This is a genomic window from Acinetobacter sp. AR_0276 (assembly GCF_003000705.1).
In the GTDB taxonomy this organism is placed as follows: domain Bacteria; phylum Pseudomonadota; class Gammaproteobacteria; order Pseudomonadales; family Moraxellaceae; genus Acinetobacter; species Acinetobacter nosocomialis.
Genome location: NZ_PSQO01000004.1, coordinates 886,298 through 909,720, shown reverse-complemented (window position 1 = coordinate 909,720; position 23,423 = coordinate 886,298). Strand labels below are relative to the sequence as shown.

Annotated in this window: 15 protein-coding genes and 2 pseudogenes; 9 read left to right on the top strand and 8 right to left on the bottom strand. The window is 35.3% G+C overall.

The window, feature by feature from the left end:
* Positions 1-113: 113 nt before the first annotated feature.
* The 5 genes and pseudogenes from chrA to CSB87_RS05115 form a co-directional block, all read right to left on the bottom strand.
* Positions 114-1,535 carry a chromate efflux transporter gene (chrA, locus tag CSB87_RS05135; protein ID WP_002040866.1) on the bottom strand — a complete coding sequence of 474 codons (1,422 nt, stop codon included), beginning with the start codon at positions 1,533-1,535 and terminating at the stop codon, positions 114-116.
* A 46-nt stretch (positions 1,536-1,581) separates the two neighbouring features.
* Positions 1,582-2,520, bottom strand: coding sequence for a chromate resistance protein ChrB domain-containing protein (locus CSB87_RS05130; RefSeq protein WP_002065076.1), 939 nt, complete (start codon positions 2,518-2,520; stop codon positions 1,582-1,584).
* 333 nt (positions 2,521-2,853) lie between these two features.
* Positions 2,854-3,732: a TIR domain-containing protein gene (locus CSB87_RS05125; protein ID WP_000027438.1), complete on the bottom strand. Its 879-nt coding sequence runs from the start codon at positions 3,730-3,732 to the stop codon at positions 2,854-2,856.
* Between the two features lie 72 nt (positions 3,733-3,804).
* Positions 3,805-4,161, bottom strand: a pseudogene (locus CSB87_RS05120) (tyrosine-type recombinase/integrase); the annotation flags it as partial.
* A gap of 317 nt (positions 4,162-4,478) precedes the next feature.
* A pseudogene (locus CSB87_RS05115) lies at positions 4,479-4,998 on the bottom strand (SgcJ/EcaC family oxidoreductase).
* A 618-nt stretch (positions 4,999-5,616) separates the two neighbouring features.
* On the opposite strand from CSB87_RS05115, the gene posA reads away from it, so the two are divergent.
* Complete coding sequence (gene posA, locus CSB87_RS05110; RefSeq protein ID WP_031953165.1) at positions 5,617-9,615, top strand: delta-poly-L-ornithine synthetase PosA; 3,999 nt, start codon at positions 5,617-5,619, stop codon at positions 9,613-9,615.
* 69 nt (positions 9,616-9,684) lie between these two features.
* On the opposite strand, the gene CSB87_RS05105 is transcribed toward posA, so the two are convergent.
* Positions 9,685-10,191, bottom strand: a complete 507-nt coding sequence (locus tag CSB87_RS05105; protein ID WP_031953163.1) for a GNAT family N-acetyltransferase — start codon at positions 10,189-10,191, stop codon at positions 9,685-9,687.
* A gap of 33 nt (positions 10,192-10,224) precedes the next feature.
* A complete protein-coding gene (locus tag CSB87_RS05100; RefSeq protein WP_004885596.1) occupies positions 10,225-10,482 on the bottom strand; it encodes a YjhX family toxin in 258 nt (85 codons plus the stop codon).
* Positions 10,483-10,958: 476 nt separating this feature from the next.
* On the opposite strand from CSB87_RS05100, the gene CSB87_RS05090 reads away from it, so the two are divergent.
* From CSB87_RS05090 to CSB87_RS05065, 5 genes are all read left to right on the top strand, one after another.
* On the top strand, positions 10,959-11,897 hold the full coding sequence (locus tag CSB87_RS05090; RefSeq protein ID WP_031953161.1) for a bifunctional helix-turn-helix transcriptional regulator/GNAT family N-acetyltransferase: 939 nt from the start codon (positions 10,959-10,961) through the stop codon (positions 11,895-11,897).
* 445 nt (positions 11,898-12,342) lie between these two features.
* Positions 12,343-12,681, top strand: a complete 339-nt coding sequence (locus CSB87_RS05085) for a hypothetical protein (protein ID WP_004885599.1) — start codon at positions 12,343-12,345, stop codon at positions 12,679-12,681.
* A gap of 17 nt (positions 12,682-12,698) precedes the next feature.
* A complete protein-coding gene (locus CSB87_RS05080; protein WP_106105045.1) occupies positions 12,699-17,384 on the top strand; it encodes an RHS repeat domain-containing protein in 4,686 nt (1,561 codons plus the stop codon).
* A 58-nt stretch (positions 17,385-17,442) separates the two neighbouring features.
* Positions 17,443-17,748 (top strand): hypothetical protein, encoded by a 306-nt coding sequence (locus CSB87_RS05075; protein WP_004885603.1) that lies wholly within the window; start codon positions 17,443-17,445, stop codon positions 17,746-17,748.
* A gap of 970 nt (positions 17,749-18,718) precedes the next feature.
* A complete protein-coding gene (locus tag CSB87_RS05065; RefSeq protein WP_031225094.1) occupies positions 18,719-19,273 on the top strand; it encodes a TetR/AcrR family transcriptional regulator in 555 nt (184 codons plus the stop codon).
* A 160-nt stretch (positions 19,274-19,433) separates the two neighbouring features.
* Here the strand turns inward: CSB87_RS05065 and CSB87_RS05060 are convergent, their stop codons facing one another.
* Positions 19,434-20,036, bottom strand: a complete 603-nt coding sequence (locus CSB87_RS05060) for a TetR/AcrR family transcriptional regulator (RefSeq protein WP_004707394.1) — start codon at positions 20,034-20,036, stop codon at positions 19,434-19,436.
* A gap of 111 nt (positions 20,037-20,147) precedes the next feature.
* Between CSB87_RS05060 and CSB87_RS05055 the strand changes: the two genes are divergently transcribed.
* The 3 genes from CSB87_RS05055 (at position 20,148) to CSB87_RS05045 (ending at position 23,421) form a co-directional block, all read left to right on the top strand.
* Complete coding sequence (locus tag CSB87_RS05055; protein WP_004885626.1) at positions 20,148-21,245, top strand: alkene reductase; 1,098 nt, start codon at positions 20,148-20,150, stop codon at positions 21,243-21,245.
* A gap of 28 nt (positions 21,246-21,273) precedes the next feature.
* Positions 21,274-22,323, top strand: a complete 1,050-nt coding sequence (locus CSB87_RS05050; RefSeq protein ID WP_031953157.1) for an alpha/beta fold hydrolase — start codon at positions 21,274-21,276, stop codon at positions 22,321-22,323.
* Between the two features lie 90 nt (positions 22,324-22,413).
* Entirely contained in the window at positions 22,414-23,421 is a 1,008-nt protein-coding gene (locus CSB87_RS05045) for an alpha/beta fold hydrolase (protein ID WP_031953156.1), read from the top strand.
* Positions 23,422-23,423: the final 2 nt, after the last annotated feature.

Below are 23,423 nucleotides of genomic sequence, written 5' to 3'. Positions count from 1 at the left end.
AGAGCAGAGTATCACTTATAAATAAGCTTTTAGTTGTTCAAACATGTGGGACCACCTCTGTTTTAGTTGGACAAATAAGTCCAACTAAAACATTTTTATATAGTTATAAGTGATTAGCCGCTTATCCCGAAAAAGTGAAGAATAATTCCTATAGCGCAGCAACCAGCTAAAGTAGTCATCATTCCAAGTTTGAAACGGAATAAAGCAAGCATAGCTATGATTGATAACATTAGTGACCATGGGTTAATGCTGGATAAAACTGGAACTTGTAAAACCATTCCATATTTATGAATTACATTAACTTCAGCAAATAATGTATGTAATGCAAACCACACTGATAGATTAAGGATCACTCCAACAACAGCTGCTGTAATTGTCGAAAGTATGGCATTTAAAGCCTTATTATTTCTTAATGCTTCAATATATGGAGCACCAATAAAAATGAATAGAAAAGAGGGTACAAATGTTACCCATTTCGCTAATATACCTCCAAGAGTACCAGCCAAGGCAGGATTCAATGATCCTGGGTCTCGATACGCTGCCATAAAGCCTACAAACTGAACTACACTAATCAGGGGGCCAGGGGTGGTTTCAGCCATACCAAGTCCGATCAGCATTTCACTAGGTTTAAGCCAATGGAAGTTTTCGACGGCTTGCTGTGCAACATAAGATAAAATTGCATAAGCACCACCAAACGTAAGTACGGACATTTTGCTGAAGAATAGAGCGATATGCGTATAAACATTATCTTTGCCCATTAAAGTAATAAAAGCTATAAGTGGGCCGAGCCATAAGACCAAACCAATGAGAGTAATTTTTAGAGCTCTTGTATGGGAAGGTTGTACATGCTCTGGGATCTGCTTAGCAAAAGCAGCATCAATAGCTGCTAATGAAGCATTAGAGCTATTAGCGTCAGAATGAGATGAGGAGGCGTTAAATGCTTTACTTCCACTTTTATTTCCGATGTAACCGATAAGCGCAGCAACTAAAATAATAAATGGAAAAGGCAAAGCAAAGATAAAGATGCCGATAAATGACAAGATAGCGACAATGACCATCACCTTGTTTTTTAAGGCTCGACGACCTACACGCATGACAGCTTCAAGAACTACTGCAAGTACGGCTGCTTTTAATCCAAAGAATAATGCTTGAACAATACTAATCTGACCATAACTTGCATAAATCCAGCTTAGTATTCCTAATGCAAGTAGACCCGGTAAAATAAAGAGAGTACCCGCAACGAGTCCGCCACGTGTTCGGTGTAATAACCAACCTATGTATACAGCCAACTTATGTGCTTCAGGACCAGGAACAAGTGTACAGTAATTTAAGGCATGTAAAAAACGCGTTTCACTAATCCATTGTTTCTCTTCAACTAAAATTTTATGCATTACTGCGATTTGCCCCGCAGGTCCACCAAAGCTAAGCGCAGCTACTTTAAGCCATACCCAAAAAGCTTCACGAAATGAAACACCATGAAGTTCATGTGGGGGAATGCTTTCAGCTAAAGCAGTGGAATCTTCATTTGTATTCATTGCTATTTCACCTAAATTTTTGAAATTTAAAAAGTATTTGATGCGTTTAATCATTCAGTACAGAGCTATTTTTATTAAAGCTAGACAATAGGCCATTAAAGATTGCATTTGATGCGACTAATAATTGGTCATCATCTGTAATGTTTTCATGTATTCCTGCAAAGACGGTTTCTATGCCTGAAGCTTCGGGTGGCTCAATCCCGCCAATATCAAGATAGTGGACAATCTCTGCAATTTTTTTCAAAGCAGGTGTTTCTAAATTAAAACTATGTAAAAGAACTTCGAAGGTAACCCAGTGATTGATATGACTGAAAGCTGCACCATCAAAATCGAATCCTAAAGCTTCTTCTGGACATTCACTTGGTGTTTCTAACCAAATAAATGTAGGAGTTGAATCAATAAAAGTCTTGATTAGCCATGCAGAGGCTAGACGATCAATCCAAGGTCTCTTACGAGTTGCCCATATTTTGTTTTGATAACTATTTTTATCTAGAAGTTGAATATGTGCTTGTATTGCTTGAGGCTCATTCACTTCACCAAGTCGAGCTATTGAAAGCTCTAAAGCAGAAAGTTCATTTAGTACCTGTGCTTGAGTCTCATCGGGGTAATAGTCAATTTCTACGAGTGCATCGATACTTTTTCTTAATTTACGGATTTGCTTGAGCAGCTCTTTCTTTTCATCTTTAGATTGACGATCTCTTAACTCAGAGAGTTGTTTATAGAGGACATCGTATTCTTCTTTTCGACTGAAGAAAGGAGCTAATTCAAGGTTTAAAGGCTGCTCCGCATGGAATACATACGCAGAGCCTTGCTCTGAAATAACGTCACTTGCAATAGGATCAAATTTCTCGCTATGAGAAATGGGAAGTAAATACACACCATCTCTAAGGATTGCGGCTCCACTTGCTTTAAGAGAACGCCATACTCTCATACGTGTAGATGTGTTCTGTGTAGGCAAAGAGGATATGAGTAAAGATATTTTCATGTTGTATACTCAACTTATTTGTTAAATATATAACATTAATTTGGCTTGGATACAAATATGAAGAATCGATTTCTTATATCAAAAGAAATATTAAAGGGCGGAAATGGCTAAAGAAGAATTTTTTAAGTTTTTGATTTTATATAAATTATTTGGTTTTATTGTTTCAATATACATCAATATTTGTGAATTCAGTATTACTCATCACAAAAAAAATTGTTTTAGTTATAATTAAATTATTGATTGTAAAGTGTCTAAATTGTAGGGTGTTCAAAAGTTGACTGAGAATTAGGTTATTTGTAAATCTCAGTCAAAATTTTAATTTTTAGAAGGCGCTTATCGATTTAAGATAACATCAGCTAATTGATGGGCAATTTCCTCAATACTATTTACAGAAGTATTTAAGGCGACTTTATCGGCTAAATTCGGACTATAATCTAAAACGTCATTTTTAGTAATTTTGTGCCAAATCGGTAAAATCATTTTATGGCCATTCATTTCTCGAGCTACTAAGCCATCAAGTTCATAGTTGGTCCAGTCTTTCTTAATAAAGTCAGTTGAAAGAACAACGGTACCGTATTTAGAGTTTCGGAGACCACTATCAATTTTTTGACGTAAACTGTCCCCAACTTTTAACGTGAATTCATCGTACCAAACGTTTACTCCAAGTTGCTGTAATGTCTCTGCAAGCGGTCTGACAAAATCTTCTTTATCTTCTGAAGCGTGTGAAATAAACAAATCATATTCTGGTTCCGTCTCAGGTATTGTATTGTTGTAAGATGATATTGAAACATCAGTAATATATTGGGTAGAAGCTTTAATAGCATCAATTTCACGTTTCAGCTTCTTTTGATGTTCAATTTCGTCTTTCTGCTGTTTTTTAGTCAGGACCTCTAATTTTTTTCTTTCCAGTATTTCTTCTTTTATAAGGTTCTGCTTTTCTTTCAGCAGCTTATTATCAATATCAATCTTTTTCTTTTGTAAGTCTGAAAGTTTTGATTGTATACGAGCGTTTTCTTGTTCTTTCCTACTAATTTCTGATAACTTTGTTTTTAATGTAGAGGGGCTAGTTGTCTTCCCGATAGAATTTTGAATTTGTAAAATTTTAGAAATTATATCAGCTCCCTTTTTCTGCTCTAAGCTCATTCGATGAGTAATATCTGCTAACTCCTTATTTAACCTTGTTATGGTACTGCTTATAGTTTGTATTGACATGTTGGCTCTATGATAAATATAAAGGGTAAGATTATTATTTGGTTAGGCGAAATACAAGGTTTATGTGTTACATCACTCTGTAAGCGTAGAGCAGTGCTCTGCCCAATCTGCCATTAATTCTTTACGTTTATCTAGATAATCTCCACGCAAGTAAGAAGCTTCAACTTTATCTGGTAGTTTGTGCGCTAATACATGTTCACAGACTTCACGCGCATAATTAGTTTTTTCCGCAGACCAGTCACGAAAAGTAGACCGAAAGCCATGTGTGGTAATTATACGATTCTGTTTTGGATCAATATAGCCTAAGCCATTTTTTAGTTCTTGTTCATGCATACGCTTGATTAGTGTAGTCAATGGCATGTCGGAAAGCATTTCACCACTACGTGGGGCGGGGAATATAAAATCTTCTAATTGAATATATTCTCGAATGAACTCTTAATTGAGGTAAAATTACATGAACTGTCTTAGAATGGGTAGTTTAAGATGATTTGTAATTTACAATCATTAGCTTACTAAGCAAGAATAGTGTCAGGTGAATGAAATATAAACAAATGATTGGTTGAAATTTTATTGTAGTAAAAATAACAGTAAAAAACTAAAATTAAATTATTTTTTGTATGTTTATCAGTGGTTTGGTTGTTTAATTTGACTAACACCGCTTCCGCCAAAATTCTTAAAAGCCCTTGTTAATGACAAGGGCTTTTTTTTATGTCTATAAATTACTTAAAAAATTATATTGCTCTGTTTCATAAATTTCTAAGTATGATCTCTCCTGTGCGTGGGTTAGTTAAAGTCACATTTTCTAGCGCCTGAATACACCAAGAGTTATTTTGCTTAACAAGGACGGTGAGAAGAAGGGTATCAATTTGATGGGGACCCTGAGGATGAGCTAAGCCTGCGGTTAGACGACTCCAAAAATGTGAAATACAGATATCATTAGTTAAAGAGGTGACGTCTATGAGCTCATTCTCTAGTGTTGAATCGCTATAGATGGTGTCATGAATAGGCTGGTGAAGAGCAATAATTTCATTAATGCCTTTAACGTAATGACCGAAACGATTAACAAAAGTCGCATCTTGATGAAAAAGCGCTGCAAAGGCCTTCATATCATGATTATTCCAAGCGGCTTGAAATGCTAGGGGAATGTCTTCTGGGTTTATTATGTGTTGACTCATATGATCCCTACTATTTAAGTTCTTAAGTCTATTTTCAATGTATTATAAATGAAGGGACTTCGACCTGCTTAAACGTAACAGCAGCTCTCATTCTTCATATGTTTGAGATTCTATATAAACAAACAATACTTGCAGCGCAAAATAGGGAGAACTCCTTCATAACTAAACGATATTAAACATATGTAAGCTTGAGTTAAGCAATCGCAAAGGTTTTTTAGAAAAATACAGATAAAAATATAAGATAAATAGAAATGACTCATAATGACTTTAATATATTGTTAATAACTAAATACCCTCTAAAAATTTAAATAGAATTTTCCATTTTAGGACTTTTTAAATGTTCACAATGAATCAATTAAGTTTAAAATATGGAGAATTTGTATATCGGATAGCATTTATTAGTTTTATTAAAATTAGAGTTATATAAATCTTGTGAATTATAGGTTTTTACTTGGCTGTTTTTGTACGTTTTTCATCCTGATGAGTGTGGTGAAATTAAAATATTGTAGCTAAGAGCTTAATTTTTTTAGAAAAAATGAGCCTAAACAATCGGAATTTATATATTATTAAATAGACTTTAAAACTAAAACTTTAATCTTGATTTAAGTTCAATTATTTAATTTATGACATATCTTGATTTCTTTAATGGGTCACAAAAACAAACATGACTTCATTTGAGCCAAATCAGAAAATTAAAGAGAGTATAAAAATGAACCAGTTTGTAACAAACACGAATAATATTATTCGTGGAAAGTATCATCCGGAATTTTTGCAGCATGAAGTCTTGGCCGATATTTTTGTCCATACTGCACAAACTCTTCCTGATAAGACGGCTTTAATTGAAGCAGATAAAACGTTGAGTTATGGTGAGTTATATCAGCAAGCTTTAATCATGGCTCAGCATTTGACGATAAGAGGGGTAAAACCAGGTCATATTGTTGGGTTATGGTTGCCTCGTGGTATTGAGCTTTTAAAAGCTCAGTTGGCAATTTGTTTAAGTGGTGCAGCATGGCTTCCATTTGATATGGATACGCCGGCTGACCGTATAGCAGTTTGTCTTGAAGATGCCGAAGCTGTAGGAATGATTACTACAGATGAATGGTATGCACATTTAGATGAAGTACCACAAACAAAGTGGACCAATACTGAATTGCAAAAGCCGCTCAGTGAAAATATTCCTTTAGCTAAAACGACCCCAGAACAACCTGCGTATATTATTTATACATCTGGTTCAACAGGTAAGCCGAAAGGGATCGTGATTACCCAAAGAAATATTTGCCACTTTTTACGTAGTGAAAATAATGTTTTGGGTATTGAAGAGCAAGATAAAGTCTATCAAGGCTTTTCTGTTGCTTTTGATATGTCGTTTGAAGAGATCTGGCTTTCTTACTTGGTTGGTGCAACATTGTGGATTGCACCTAAGTCACTTGTGAGTGACCCTGAACGTTTATGCCAAACATTAAAGCAAGAAAACATTACCGTATTACATGCTGTACCGACATTACTTGCTTTATTCCCAGAAGATGTACCTAACTTAAGAATTATTAACTTAGGTGGAGAAATGTGCCCGGATTCACTGGTTGACCGTTGGGCATTGCCTCATCACAAAATGTTTAATACGTATGGTCCAACTGAGACTACGGTTACGGCAAGTCTTGAGGCATTGGAGCGTGGCAAACTTGTTACCATTGGTAAGCCTTTACCAAACTATGGCATGTTGGTCATAAACGCTGAAAGAGAATTACTACCCCAAGGTGAAACAGGTGAGCTCTGTATTTTCGGACCAAGTGTGGCAGAAGGATATTTAGGCAGACCTGATTTAACGGCTGATAAGTTTATTCAAAACCCTTGGGCAGAAGGTCCAGATGAACAATCGCTCTATCGTACTGGTGACTTGGCTAAAATTGATGAATTTGGACAAGTACATTGCTTGGGACGTGCCGACGATCAGGTAAAAATTCGTGGTTTCCGTGTTGAACTCGGTGAGATCGAAGCTGCGCTTTGCGATATTGAAGGTATTGGTACTGCGGCAGTTATTCTTCGTCCTGAAGACGGTATTGACCAGCTCATTGCGTTTATTGCACCAGAAATTGATGCAAAGAAAGCAATCGAAATTAAAGAGATTCGCCATAATCTCAGCCAACGATTACCACCTTATATGGTGCCCAACCGTTTTGAGATTATTGAAGAAGTTCCGCGTTTATTGTCAGGAAAAATTGACCGTAAGGCTTTAAAAGCACGACCACTCACCAGTGTGATTGATCGTAGTGAATCTGACCAACCACAGAACCCGGCCGAAGAAGTTTTATTTGGTATTTTAAATCGCTTGTTTCCAAATATGCCGATTAAACTCGACTCAGATTTCTTTGATGACCTAGGTGGACATTCACTTCTAGCGGCGGTTTTAATTTCGAACCTACGTGAACATCCGGAATATAGCCACTTAACTATTCAAAACTTATATCAAGCGAGAAGGGTTGGGGCAATTGCTGCACTCATGCTAGAGCAACCAACGCCGACTGTGTTTGATAGCCAGATTGGACAAGATAACCCTCGTAACCAAACTTATAAGTGGTTATGTGGTATTGCTCAGTTCGTTACTATTCCGGTTTTAATCTCGATTAATATCTTGCAGTGGTTAGCGCCATTCTTTACCTATCATTATTTTACTGGTGGAACACGAGATAGTATTCCAAATGCAATCGCGATGTCTTTATTGGTTTATATCAGCGTAATTATTGCCAGTTTTGTGGTTTCAATTACGGTAAAACGATTATTAATGACGGGCGTTGGTGCAGGGCAATATCCATTATGGGGATTAACTTATTTCCGTTGGTGGTTAGCAGACCGTATTAGCAATATTTCACCAGTCTATCTTTTGTCAGGTTCAACTTTACTTAACTTATATTTGAAAGCGCTTGGTGCGAAAATCGGCCATGACGTAACGATTAGTTCAGTACATATTCGTATGCCATCTTTACTTACTGTTGAAGATGGGGTGAGCATTGGTTCTCAAGTAAACTTGGAAAATGCCAAAGTCGAACATGGCCACTTGGTATTAGGCTCAATTCACTTGAAAGAAGATAGTTATGTGGGTTCTTATGCTGTATTAGAAGAAAATACAGTGTTAGAAAAACAAGCTCACGTAAATGCCTTAACCTCAATTGAATATGACACAGTGGTACCAGCCGGAGAAATTTGGGATGGTACACCTGCGAAGAAAATTGGGCATGTGGACGAACACGCTAAATTGCCAGAGCGTCCAAAATTATCGTTTATTCGTAAAATTGCTGAATATGCATATTATGGAATTAGCGCATTAATTATTGCATGTCTGTTCTTTATTCCAATTTTCCCAAGCTTCCTTTTGGTCGACTGGTTAGATGCAAACGTCTTTAATATTAGTACCAACGACCATTTGCAAATCGCACTTTACTATTTCATTTTAGCGATTCCAGCTAGTGCAATGATGATGATGATTACTGCTGTTATTTCTTCAGTCATTCGTAAAATTGCATTGCCTCGTCTTGAAACTGGAACCTATGCGGTTCATGGCGGCACGTATTATCGTAAATGGTTTGCGTCTCAAATCTTGGAAACAAGCTTACAAACTTTACATGGCTTGTTTGCGACCATTTATGCGCCAACATGGTTCCGTATGCTCGGTGCAAAAGTAGGTAAAAATACCGAAATTTCAACCGCAAACGGTGTTATTCCAGAAATGCTGACTTTGGGTGAAGAAAGCTTTATTGCCGATGCTGTAATGCTAGGTGATGAAGAAATCAAAGGCGGCTGGATGACATTAAAATCGACCAAAATTGGTAACCGTAGTTTTGTCGGAAACAGTGCTTATATTGCTGATGGTACCGTGTTACCAGACAATGTCTTAATTGGCGTGCAATCTAAATCACCAGATAACCGTGAAATGTATGATGGTCAAACTTGGTTTGGTTCTCCACCATTGTTGTTACCTGCACGTGAAGCTGCTGAGAAATATCCAGATCATTTAACATTCTTGCCAAGTATCAAGCGCCGTTTAATGCGTGGTTTTATTGAAGGCCTTCGTGTTGTATTACCTGCCGCTCTTGCGATTGGTGTGGGTTATATGATTGTGCTTGAGATTATTGATGTTATTAACAAATACAACATTCCAACTGGTTTGTTGGCTTTAACGCTTGCTGGTTTGCTCTATGGTGTCGGCTGCTTCGTTATTGTTGCATTGTTAAAGTGGATTTTGATTGGTCGTTATCAACCACGTTCAGCTCCAATGTGGACCATGTTTGTATGGTTAAGTGAAGGGATCACGAGCTTATATGAGTCAGTTGCGATTCCTAACTTCTTAAACTACTTGAGAGGAACGCCAATGCTGCCATTCTTCTTGCGTATTTTAGGTGTTCGCATTGGTAAAGATGTCTATATGGATACGGCTGATATTACAGAGTTTGACTGTGTAAGCATCGGTGACCGTGCTGAGTTTAATAGCTTCTCTGGCCCACAAACTCACTTGTTTGAAGACCGTATTATGAAAATCGGGCAAGTGAATATTGGTAACGATGTTGTGGTAAATACACGCAGTATCATTTTGTATAACGCCAACGTAAGCAATCATGCCGTGTTAGGGCCATTAACATTGGTCATGAAAGGTGAAAACATTCCGGCTAAATCTGCTTGGATTGGTTCACCAGCCGTTCCTTGGGTTCATAAATAATTAAGTATTAAGTTAATAAAAAGCCTCTATTTATAGAGGCTTTTTATTATGTGTTGGAAGTGAACTTATTTATTCAGTTGCCATAAATGCTTCATGATAAGTAACTTCTCCTGAGGGAATATGTTTGCTGAAACTTATAGCTTGAAAGTATTCATTTGAGACATCAGGTAAATTTAAATCTGGGTAAGATTTAAAACCAAATCGACTGTAATAATTTGGATCACCTAATAGAACGCAACCTTTTCCACCTAATTCTTTCAACTTTTGAAGTGCTACATTCATTAAAAGAGAACCAATGCCAATTCCCTGTTTATTTGGATATACAGAAATAGGGCCTAGACCATACCAGCCGGTTTCACCTGACGTGATTGTAATTGGTGAAATAGCCACATGACCTACAATTAAGTCGTTTTCTGTGGCGACCAAAGAAATCGTGAGTTGCTTATGTTTCCGAAGGCTATTCACAATAAATTGTTCGGTGTGGCTAGAATGTTCTGCATTCAAGAATGCTGCTTTGGTTAACTCTTCGATATTTTTAATATCTTCGGGTTGTTCATCTCGAATTTTAATGTTCATATTTTTCTTTCTCTTCATAAATAGCAACTTATATCAACGGTTGTCTAGTTGAGGGCGGACAGTCTGGAGTCCTAACAATGTAATTTGATAAGGTTGGCTATTTTTAGACTTGATTAAACGTTTTGCTTTTAGCTTTTTAAATACATCTAAGGAACAATCAGATAGCACGAAACCTTCTCGTGTATAGCATTCAACAAAATAGACTGTGCCTGATGTATTACGTTGGTATTTAATATGTCCGCCTTTGGCAAGGACATGGAGAGTTCGTTGTTCGAACTTTGAAAGATTCATGTTGGAGCCTTGATAATAATCAAACGTGCAAATAGAGATGATCAGAAACATGACCACAGAAAAATTGCGACATTGATAATCAACTCAATAGTAAAAATTGAGAGTGATTATCAGATGATTACTATCTCCAACATATAAACCTCTTTTAGAAGGGGGATACTTTTATTTAAAGAATATATTAACTGTATATATCACTTAATAACAAATGTTTTTTATATTCATAGAATATTCATTATGAGGTTAATGACATTCATTTAAATATGAAATTTGATATCTATCTTTTTTGTTCTATAAAATGGATATACACAAATCCTGATTTTCCGATATGCATACCTGTGATTAATTGCTTTTGTCCTGCTCCTTGTAGTTTAGCTACGTTTCATTCGTAAGACGTTACTTGAATTAACCCGTAAATAATAATTGACTAAAACCTCCAAATATAGTTGTATAATGCAACTATATTTGGAGGTGTTCGCATGATAGATCGCAAATTAATTGAGGAAATTCGTAGATCTTCACGAATTATTGTTCGGGAACTTGGATTTATGAATGCCACTCTTGCTGCTACAGACTATTCACCTTCAGCAGTTCATACATTGTTAGAGATTGAAAATTATGGTGCTATAACTGCTATCCAGTTAGCACAAATCTTAGGATTGGAAAAATCTAGTGTAAGTCGAATGCTCAGTAAATTAATAGAAGCTGATGAAATTAAAGAAGTTCAAGCAATAAATGATGGTAGATCTAAATCACTTCAATTGACTGATAAAGGGCGTAATACGGTTAAAAAAATAAATGCATATGGTGAAATGAGGGTAATTCGCGCTATAGAAAATTCAGAACCATTTGAACAGAAACAAATTGCTCAAGGTCTTACATCATATGCAAAAGCTTTAGTTGCTTGTAGAACTAACCCAATTGTTGAGGTAAGTAAAAATATTGAGATAGTGTCTGGATATCGTGCTGGAATGATTGGCCGCATCGCAGAAATGCATGGAAGATATTATGCAAAAAACTATGGCTTTGGACATTTTTTTGAAGGTAAAGTTGCATTAGGTCTTGCTGAGTTTTCGGAACGACTGCATGACGAAAATAATAACATTTGGCTTGCTATACATAATGATCAGATTATTGGATCTGTAGCTATAGATGGCCAAGATTTAGGAAATAATGAAGCTCATTTACGTTGGTTTATTCTTGAGGATGGATATCAAGGTAGTGGTATTGGAAAAAGATTATTAGCAGAAGCTATAACTTTTTGCGATCAAAAAGAATTCTCTGCTGTGCAATTATGGACATTTAGTGGTCTTGACGCAGCTCGTAAACTTTATGAGTCGTTCGGTTTTAAATTGACAAAAGAATGGGAAGGAAATCAATGGGGGAAAACCATGCTTGAGCAGCAATTTACCCGATAGATTCTTGTTAAGACCGTATTATAAAAATCGAACAAATAAATATTGGTCATGAAAGGCAAAAATATTCTGACTAAATCTGCTTGGATTGGTTCACCAGCTGTGCCTTGGGTTCATAAGTAAATAATACTTAATTGAAAAAAAGCCTCTATAGAAAAGGGGCTTTCCACATCTGTATTTCTCTACTATTTACCTTAGTTAAATTTGTCAATGAGAATATTTTTTTAAATACTTAGTGTATATGTATATAAAAAATAGTTAATTATAAGGTTAAATTTTTCCTATATTTTAAAATGATTGCTAAAAAAAGAAGCTAGAAAGGATCATTACAGTGCAATATTAGTATATTTTTGTGCATTTTTTAAATGAATATCTTTGAATTATGTTTTTTTTATTTGGCATATTTAATGCATTAATTGTTGAAAATTAGAAAAAACAGGGGTGAGAGGTGAATAAGCTATACAAAATAATATTAATTTTGACAGGAGTAATATTTTTATTTTCTGGGTGTAGTCGTGATCCGATTAGAGAGGTTTTAAAAAATGTGGAAGGTGTGCCTCGTAAGGAAAAAGATCGATCAATTAACTGGTACAAAATGAATCCCCAGATAAGTGAAAAAGTAAAAAATGCTTGTGATCAAAATACTAGTAAATATTTTCAGAGAGAAGATTGTATAAATGCAAAAGCTTCTCTGAATTTATTGTTGCTTGAGTCTAGCACTGATTTAAGTAACAACATAAGGCTTAGTCGTGATCGTGAATATTTTAATAAAATATCAAATAAATAGCATAAAGTGATATTATTATGATGAATCTAATTAAATCAAAAGTATTGAAATTAATATATGTTTTTTTTAGTATTTTAACTATTTTATATCAGTATAGCTATGCTGATATGTATACAGTAGATAAAGAATCTATTGTTTCATTTGATCCAAATATAAAATCGTGTACAGCAGGTTATAATCTACTTTCAGGGCAAATAAATTATAGTAAAAATTTAATTTCCGGAGCACTTCCTTACAATCTTCATTACCGGAAAGCGACACGTTTGCAAACAATAGATCAAGAAAACTCAATAGGAGTGGACTCATGGTCAGATAATTATGATGGTTTTGTGAATGTTTTTTATGGTACTTATCGTGCTAAATATGGTTATATTACGATTACAAACTATGTAATAAAATTACCGAATGATAACCACCGTTATTATTTTAAATATGGTCCTACGAGTTTTAAAGAAACTGGTTATCCTGAACCATTTCTTCAAGAAAATAATCGTGCTTTATATAGACTATATACTTCTTCAGAACCCGAAGCCTCTAGTTTACCTGGTGGTGGGTATGTTAGTGGAAATGCTTCTACAGATTTTGGTGAAATTAAATTCTCAATTGCATCTAACTCAATGACTGTTACTCGTGCAGGGGTGGTTTATAGCGCGACAGTTTCTAAGTCTATCAATAATGAAATTTTATTTAGGTTCAATAAAATTACTTATCCAAATGGAAATACTATTAATTTAAGTTATGATAATCAACTTAATTTAGAACAGGTAACTGATAATAAAAATAATAAGCTTTCTCTAGTTCGAAATGGCTCACAAGTTAGCTCAGTAAGTTTTACAGGCGGAACACAAGCGGATAGTCAGAAATATGATTTAACTTATTCCTCTATACAGGCAGGAGGAATAAGTTATCCTCAGCTAACTCAAGTTAAGAATGCTAAAAATGGCAGGAAAGAAGACTATACTTATGATGCTGCTTTATCATTATCTCATTATGAGACAGCGTTAGATAATAATGTTAGTAATCCAGAAACTGCAGCCCAGCGACCAATATTAAAATCAGTTTCAGATAACTCTAATCAAGTTAGACAGACCTGGAAAGTTGATTATCCAAGTGTGGTTGTAACAACAAGTGGAATTTATAAAACGATCACTGCTGTAAAAGTTATTTTACAATCATATCTCGGGGAGAGCACAGGAACTAAGGCACTTGATACGACAACAACTTACGATGATATTCAAAATTCTAGTAAAATTTCTATGCTTTTTTCTCCAGATGGAAATCAATCTGCAAATACAGTAATTAATACAACACATCCTGATTATAAAAAAACAATTATTGATGTATCAGGTTTTCCATGTCTAACAACAGGAGACAATCGACCAATTAAGTCTATTGTTTACGCACCAAGCGAAATCCATCCAACACAAATTACTGACCAAAATGGTAATATTACTGCGTATGCTTTTGATACGTTAAATCGTATTCTACAAGTGGTTGAAGCATCAGGTACAACTATTAGTAGAACGACAAATTATGTCTATGGAGTATTATCCAATGGACTTGAAAACTTATTCAATATCCCTACAACAATTAAAACCTCAAATTTCACAATAACAAATGAAATCAATGAAAAAGGTCAGATAGTCAAACAAACTGAATCTTCTACTCAAGTGCAAAGTACGTCTAAAGTTACAACATATAATTATTTTACGGATATTACTAAACCAAATAATGGTCTTTTAAGTAGTAAGGATGGTCCACGTTCAGGTACTTTAGATAAAATAAGTTATACATATGATAATTATGGGAATTTAGCATCCGTTTCTACGACTATTAATGGTACTGAAAGGAATGAACAATATGTTGGATATAATTCATTTGGAGATCCCGAACGTATTGTTTATCCAAACGGGATGGTTGAGAAATATACTTATAATGACGATGGTACTATAAGTAGTGTTGTAACAGGAAGTGGCTCAACTGCAGGGACTATTACGGGAAAAACAGTTACTTTTAGCTATGATTCACTTGGTCAACTAGTAGGTAGCTTGAATGAAGATGGAGAAAAGAGAAGCTATTACTATGATAATTTAGGCCGCATTATTAAAACAATTTATTCTGATGGAAGTATTAGCACAAAAAAATATTTTAATAACAATATTATCAGTAGTGATGAGGTAAAAGATAGTTCTGCTATTACAGTTTTTAAAGGTTTGTATCGGACTTTAGATTTAAGTGGGCGGATAAATAAAATTCAAATCGGAACTGATTCTACATCAAATTGGAAAACATTAGGTTATGACGGAAATGGTAATGTTATACAAACAAAAACAGCGCAAGGAATCATTGAAAGCTGGACTTATGATGCATTAAATCGACCTATTAGTCATATTGATGGATCAGGTAATACCGATACTAAAACTTATGATGCTTTAGATAATCCAATTACTGTACTTGATGCATTATCCTCTGGAACTAATCCTTATCTCTATCGGAATGGTAATGTCTTGGCTCAAGAGACTAATAAAGATTTTGGCATTAAAAGTTATAGTTATAACGAGGCTGATCAATTAGTTCAGAGTATATACGGTAATCGCAAATGTAGTTTCTCGAATATAGATGAAATTGGGCGGAATAAGACTATTCAGTGTCAAAGTAATAGTTCTAGTACACCTGATATGCTTACTTATGATGATACTTATACATTTGATTCAAGTCGTTATAGTCGATTAGATAAAATAGTCTCTAATAAGCCTTATGGAGTTGATATCAGTTATGTCTATGACTTATATGATCGCATTATTGGGAAGAGTCAATCTAATAAAGCTTTAACTGCATTTGGATCTAGTGCAAATACTTTATCGAATACCTATGCATGGAGTATTGGTAATAAGATCACAGGGATAACTTTACCTTCTGGTCGTAAGCTTACTTATAATTATGACAACACATCGAAAGGCCAAATTTCAGGTTTAACTTTAGATGGCAATGCTTTGTTGAGTAATATTAGTTATGACGCAAGTGGACAAATGACAGGCTGGACATGGGGAAGTAATGCTGGAAGTTACACATGGACTTATAGTTCAGCAAAAGATGGTGTCATTAATCAAATTAGTAATAAAAACAGTGGAGGGGCTGTTACTTATAGCCTTAATTATAGTTTTGATCGTGATAACCGTATTATAAGTATTAAGCGGAATAATAACTTAAATGATAATTTTAGTTATGATCAGGAAGGACGTTTATTGACAGAAAGTCGAAGTAATGATGCAAGCTCTATCTACGCTATTACCTATACTTATGATAAAAATGGCAATCGTTTAAGTTTACGAGCGTCCGGCACTCATTTACAGCCTGCTGCAAATGTGGATTATGCCTATACAGGTAATAAACTTACCACATTAACAAAAAATGGAACAGCTCAGCCACTTAATTATACTGCAAATGCAGAATTATATATGGGTGAAATCTTACCGAGTTACGATTATGCAGGGCGACGTCGAGGTGAAGGGACATCAACAACTATTAATCGTTATATGAGTTATAACGCTAATAATGAAAGAACACTAAGTGGAAGTACAAGTGCATGGAGTAATACGGCAGTTCAATTCATCTACGATGAAAAAAGTCATTTGATTGGTGAATATACAGCTACTGGAATTCCACTTGTAGAATATATTTGGTTAGGAGATAAACCAGTTGCAGCAGTTTACGAGAGTGGAGCAACTACCAAGATTTATTATATTGTAACGGATGTACAAAATACCCCGCGTCGACTAATTGATAGCAATGGTAGTGTTGTATGGAGTTGGGACAGTACAGCTTTTGGCCTAGGTAGTCCTGTAAGTACGATAACATTTAATTTACGTTTTCCTGGACAGTACTATGATGCAACTACAGGGCAGTTTTATAACCATAATCGTTTTTATAACCCTGAACTTGGTCGATACATGGAACCAGATCCGATTGGTCTTGCAGGTGGATTAAATCCATACATATACGCATTAAATAATCCTGTGATGTATGTAGATATGACTGGTGAAAACCCAATATTAATTGCAATGGGTGTGAGCGCAGCAACAGCAGGTGCATTTTATACAGGAGAAGTATTTTTTAATGCAGTATATGACGCATATAAAAATGACCAAAGTATATTAGATAGTTTTTCTAAATCATTTTCAATTAAAGAGTTAGGTCAACAAATGGTTATAGGTGCAGCATTTGGTGGAGTTGGTAAAGCTGCTTTTTTAGCTGCTGATGTACATATAATTAGTAAAGCTGCACCTACTATCATTCCAGCGGGAACATCGGTTCTGAAACGGTGGGGGTTAAAAGGTTTAAATGCAATTAACAATATGGCTAAAACTAGTAAAATTAATAAAATAAGAGAAGTAACTACTCCTGCTGGATTGGTTCTCACAGGAAATATAATTGCAGGTAAAACAACAACAAACTTGATATTAAATGATATTAATGAACGGAGTTCTGCTCGTAGACAAGGGGGTGGTGAAGTTGGTAATAGTGGTATTAATCAAGGCTCTGATTATTTAGGTTTTAAAAGTTATCAACCTAATGGTTATGTAGCAGGATATTCAGAGATGTATATTAACGGTGTATATAATGGTAGGTTATGGACTATTTACTTTGATTCAGGTGATACTGTTCAATATGGTTGTTATCTTAAGTGCGCATTGCCATTGTAAATGATTAGAAAGGTGAGTATACGAAAATATATTCACCTTTTAAAAGGAAAGAATAATTATGTCTATTATATTTTTTTGTATTTTTTTCACAGCTTTATTGATATTTGGATATTTGGCTGTTAAATCAAAATGGAAGATTAAGAATTTAGCATTTGTGTGTTTTGTAAGTGTGTTTTTATTTGTTTTTAGTGTTTTTCTATTAATACTTCATATAGATGGTAGATATGTTCAATTTTTTATAGATGGGAAGTTTTCTTTAAATTCACGTGCAATAGACCTATTTTTTGTTGCAGGTATGTCTTCTTTTTTAGCTACATTATTACTTGTTATTGTAGTGTGGGCTGTGCGTAATAAAGTATTCTAGTTTTAAAACAAGTGATTATTGATTTTGTTGTGACACAATATCTATATTTTCAAATAGATTTATTTTTTAAATCTAGTTTTTGAAAATTAAAAGAGTTGAAAATTTATTATAATTAATATTTTAATTAGTTTGAAGTGTATTTTATAAATTTGATTGTTAATTTGGGTTTTATTGTAATTTTATGAGCGATTATAAATATTTTTTAAAAAATTTTGATGTATTTAATGGGGTTTATTTTTTATTAATATAGGTTCTATAGGCTATATTTTAGCTAATAATGTAGTGAGGAAGTAGAAATAATATAGTTGATTTAAACTTCTTTATAAAAATATTTGATGCCTTCATTTTCTCCTTTATAAACCCCCATTTAACAATAACACACCCATTATTTATCCTTACTTTTTAATGATCTAAATTAAAACAAATGTCATTTTGTGTGCTTGACTGCAAAAGGGTTGAGCACTATTCTTTGCCTGCTGGCCACATTGCCAGTCGGTTTTAGCAGACCGCATAATAACTCCCGCATCAGAGCCATTCCTTCTGAGGAATACTCATATGTGGTAGCCACTCGTTCCTTTCCCGTAGCGGTAGGACGGGAGAGGGACACCTACGGGTGTGCTAGTTTGAGTTATTACTAGTCTGCTAACCCTTTCTCGTTCTGCCACCATAATTTTATAAATGTCTGGCAGAACTCCAAATAAAAAGGAGTTGGCTTTGCACATCCATTATTTCTTGGCAACCTTTGCCAAAAGCTATAACAACACAACTTAGTTTTTAACAAGTTTGATCGCCATGCGGCAAATCAGGCTTTAAATCGTCACGACTAAAAACTTGCAGCAACAATAAAACTTGAGATGTGCCAAGCACAGTCTTTATGGCTTTGCTATGCCTTTTTTTCAGCTTTAAAAAAATAAAAGGCTTTTATATCTCATTTATATACAACAACAATTTATTTTATAACGGTAAAACTATGCCAAATTTAATTCTCCCAACACGTGCTTTTGAGGTTGTAAAAAAAGGGATCGACTTATTTCACTACGGTGGCTTTCATATGGTCGGCGTCGACAAAATTGTGAAAGAAACCGAAGTGAATAAAATGACGTTTTATAATTATTTTCACTCTAAAGAACGCTTCATTGATATCTGTTTAATTGTGCAAAAAGAACGGCTCCAAGACCAAGTGGTTGCAATAGTGGAGTACGACCATGACACAAGCACAATCGATAAACTTAAAAAACTTTATATATTACATACCGACTTAGAAGGGCCGTACTACTTATTATTTAAGGCTATTTTTGAAACTAAAAACAGTTATCCAAACGCTTACCAAACTGCGGTCAGATACAGAACATGGCTTAGCAATGAAATTTATAGTCAGCTTAGATTACTAAAAAACGATGCAGCCTTTAATGACGCCAAAATATTGCTATATATGATTGAAGGCGCAATTATTCAGCTTTTAAGCTCAGAACAGGTCGATCAAAAAGAGAGGTTATTTAATTACTTTCTAAATGCTTTGGCTTAGCTAAAAGTGTGGAAATGAAAAGTTAGAAACAATAAAAACCATCAAGGTGAGCGTTTTTTTTTCACTAACCTACAAACCTTATTGGTTGTTTAAAGCAATTTTATCTTAGTGATTTAAGTTGAAATCAAACCAAATGATTTCAACTAGAAAATCATTAAAATTAATTGTTTAAAGTTTTTAAAGCCATTTCTACACTGTCGTATAGATTTTCAATAGGCACATTATCTTTTGCTTGAACCGTAATACCAAATAGAATCATGCCAAAATAATCTGCTAATACATCTAAGTTTAAGCTTTCAGCCACATCACCATCTTTTTGACCTTGTTCAAGTCTCGCTCTAATAAGAGCAACGGTTTTTCTGCGTTCATTACTCAAGATGTCTTGTACATTTTTACTTTCAGATGAACCTGATAATGCAGCAGAGACAACTAAACAGCCTGTTTTATCAGGCTTACTATAAAATTGATCAATCGTTCTGATTAACAAATTTTTAATGCCTTCTTGAGCAGTTAAAGACTCTTTGAGTGCCTCAATTCGATAATTACCAAAATTTTTAACATAATAATCAACAGCTTCAATAAACAATTTTTCTTTGTTTCCAAAAGAAGCGTAAAGACTTGGCGGGTTGATTTCCATTGCTTTTGTCAGGTCATTAATCGACGTCGCTTCATAACCATTTCGCCAAAATAGATTCATCGCTTTGTCTAATGCAGCATCTCGATCGAAATTACGAGGGCGGCCACGACCTGCGGTTTTATTCATTTTGCTCTCCATTTTGTATCAATCACTACAAAAACATGTTGACTGTATTTTAGCACGATTATATAGTGATCACTACATAAATAATCTTATGCATATTTTAAGGGCTAACATATGAATCACAAATTATTTAATCCAGTGATTGTGGGCGATGTTGAACTAAGCAATCGTATTGTTATGGCACCGATGACCAGATCAAGAGCAGCACAACCTAATGATGTGCCGACTGAGCTTAATGCACTTTATTACGGTCAACGTGCAAGTGCTGGTTTGATTATCACCGAAGGCACACAAGTTTCTGATGTGGGTAAAGGTTATTCTTTTACGCCCGGTATTTATTCAGAAGAACAAATCAAAGGTTGGGCTTTAGCGACTCAAGCTGTACATGAAAAAGGCGGAAAAATTGCTGCTCAGTTATGGCATGTTGGGCGTATGTCGCACTCTTCACTGCATAGCAACCACGAACAACCCATTGCACCATCTGCTATTCAGGCCAAAGCTTCAGTATTTATTGCCAATGAAAAAGGTGAAGGGGCAATGGTGCCTGCCGAAATGCCAAGAGCAATGGATTTTGATGATATTCAAAACGTTAAACAGGAATTTATTCAAGCTGCTCGCAACGCTGTACAAGCAGGTTTTGATTTAGTCGAAATTCATGCCGCGAATGGTTATTTATTTGACCAGTTCTTATCTACAGATGCGAACCAGCGTACTGATAACTACGGTGGATCTGTTGAAAATCGTGCACGTTTCTTATTGGAAACTGTCGACGCATTGATTGATGCAATTGGTGCCGGCCGAGTAGGGGTGCGTTTATCACCTTGGGGAACGATTAATGGTATGACAGACCAACAACCCGAAGAAATTACCCTTTATTTAGCTGAACAATTACAAAGAAGAAATATTGCCTATATCCATTTGGCTGAGTGGGACATGCTTCCACATGGTGATACTTATCCAGTAGGTTTCAGAGAAAAACTTCGTTCATTGTTCACAAATACATTAATTGTTTGTGGAAATTATTCACTCGAAAGAGCCGAATCTATTCTTGATAAAGGCTTAGCAGATGCAGTGGCATTTGGACGTCCTTTTATTTCCAACCCAGATTTAGTTGAGCGTTTACAGTCAGGCCATGCTTTAGCGCAAGCCAAATCTGAATATTTCTATGGTGGCGATGCAACGGGTTATACCGACTATCCTACTGCTCAATAAGCTCACACGATAAATTAAGGTTAAGAAAATGAAAAAGTTTTTTAAAGTTATGGCTTTATCCGCAGCAATGGGGATATTTGGGTTAAATCAAGCAAATGCAGAATATGACCCAAACTTAAAGTCAATTGATACGCCACCAGCCGTTTCACAACAAATGTTTAATAAGGTGAAATCTAATGGACTAGGGCAATATGCTTATGCAAAGGGTCTATCTAGTAAGTTTATCGAGTCTGAAGGCGTAAAACTCCATTATGTTGAAGGTGGATCTAAAGGCACGCCGATCGTATTTATTCATGGTTTTGGTTCGACATGGAAAATGTGGGAACCTGTCATGCTTTCTTATATGAAAGATCATAAAGTCATTGCGATTGATTTGCCGGGTCTGGGTCAATCTGGTCCCATACTTAATGATGATTATTCAGCAGAAAATACCTCAAAAATTTTGATTGGTGCGATTAAGAAAATTGCTGGGAAGGGGCCGATTTATTATGTCAGCCACGATTTAGGCAATACGGCTTCTTATCCACTCGTTGCCAATAATCAAGGCTATATCAAAAAAGCGGTATTTATGGACTCGCCAATTCCGGATCGTGCGATGTTTGAATATCCGGGGTATACCGCAGATGGTCCGGGTCTAGGTTGGCACTTTGGTTATTTTAGTTTTGGTGATATTGCTGAGAAGCAAATTGCAAATGATCCAAATTTATTTTTCTCATACTTTATTAAAACGTATGCAGGTAAAAAAGAAATTTTTACGCCTGAACTGCTTGCTGAGTTGATTGAGCCGTATTCGACTCGAGATAAATTAAAAGCAGCTTTTGGATATTACCGTTCGCATGCCGACTCAATTCGTCAAAATGAAGCACTGCTCGCTAATGGTAAAAAGTTAACAATACCTTCTATGGCGCTTACTGGCCAAAAAGGTGTAAATGATGTTTTGGTGAAAGAGATGCGAGCAAGATTTGTCGCTAATCCTGCCCAATACACTGCCATTATTTTGCCAGATACAGGACACTGGATGGTGGAAGAAAATGCCGAAGGTGTTGAAAAAAGTTTATCGAACTTTTTATTTAAATAATGACTAAAACTTTTACATCCGAATCTATCTTAGGTTCGGATGTAACTCACCTAAAACATCTTTATTCCAAGTGGTTGGGAGAAATGATAGATGAAAAATAAACTTCCATTCTTGTCTTTATTTTTTGCTTGTCTTACTGCGTCATCAGTTAGTTATGCAAATAATGTTTATGGAGAGCATTTAGAAGGATTTAAATATCCTTACCCGCTCCAGTATTTTAATTTCTCATCCCAACAGCAAGATTTAAAAATGGGATATATGGATGTTCAACCCAAGAAGCCGAATGGACAAACAGTAGTGGTTTTTCATGGCAAAAATTTTTGTGCTGCAACTTGGGAAGAAACCATTAATTTTCTAACACAAAATGGTTATCGGGTGATTGCTCCCGATCAGATCGGTTTTTGTACTTCTAGTAAACCCGATCATTATCAATATAGTTTCCAACAGCTTGCACAGAACACTCATGCTTTACTCGAAAAACTAGGTGTTAAACAACCGATTTTATTAGGACATTCAACAGGTGGCATGCTCGCAACGCGATATGCTCTTATGTATCCCCAACAAACAAAACTCCTCGCAATGGTTAATCCAATTGGACTAGAAGATTGGAAAGCAAAAGGGGTTCCGTACCGTACTATTGATCAATGGTATCAGCGTGAACTGAAGGTGAGTGCTGAGTCAATCAAAGCCTATGAATTAAAAACTTATTATCAAGGCGTATGGAAGCCAGAATATGACAAATGGGTTGATATGTTGGCTGGACTAAATGCGGGCAAAGGACACGAAAAGGTCGCATGGAATTCAGCTCTTATTTACGACATGATTTTTACACAACCCGTCTATTATGAGTTTCCTCAACTTAAAGTACCTACCGTGCTTTATATCGGTACGGGTGATACGACTGCAATTGGTAGCGATATAGCCCCACCTGACGTTAAACAAAAAATTGGTCAATACAGCGTTTTGGGTAAAGAAACCGTAAAAATGATTCCAAATGCTGAATTAATTGAGTTTGAAGGCATGGGGCATTCGCCACAAATGCAAAATCCTAAAATGTTTCATGATGCTTTGATCGGAACATTAAAGAAATACAACTAACT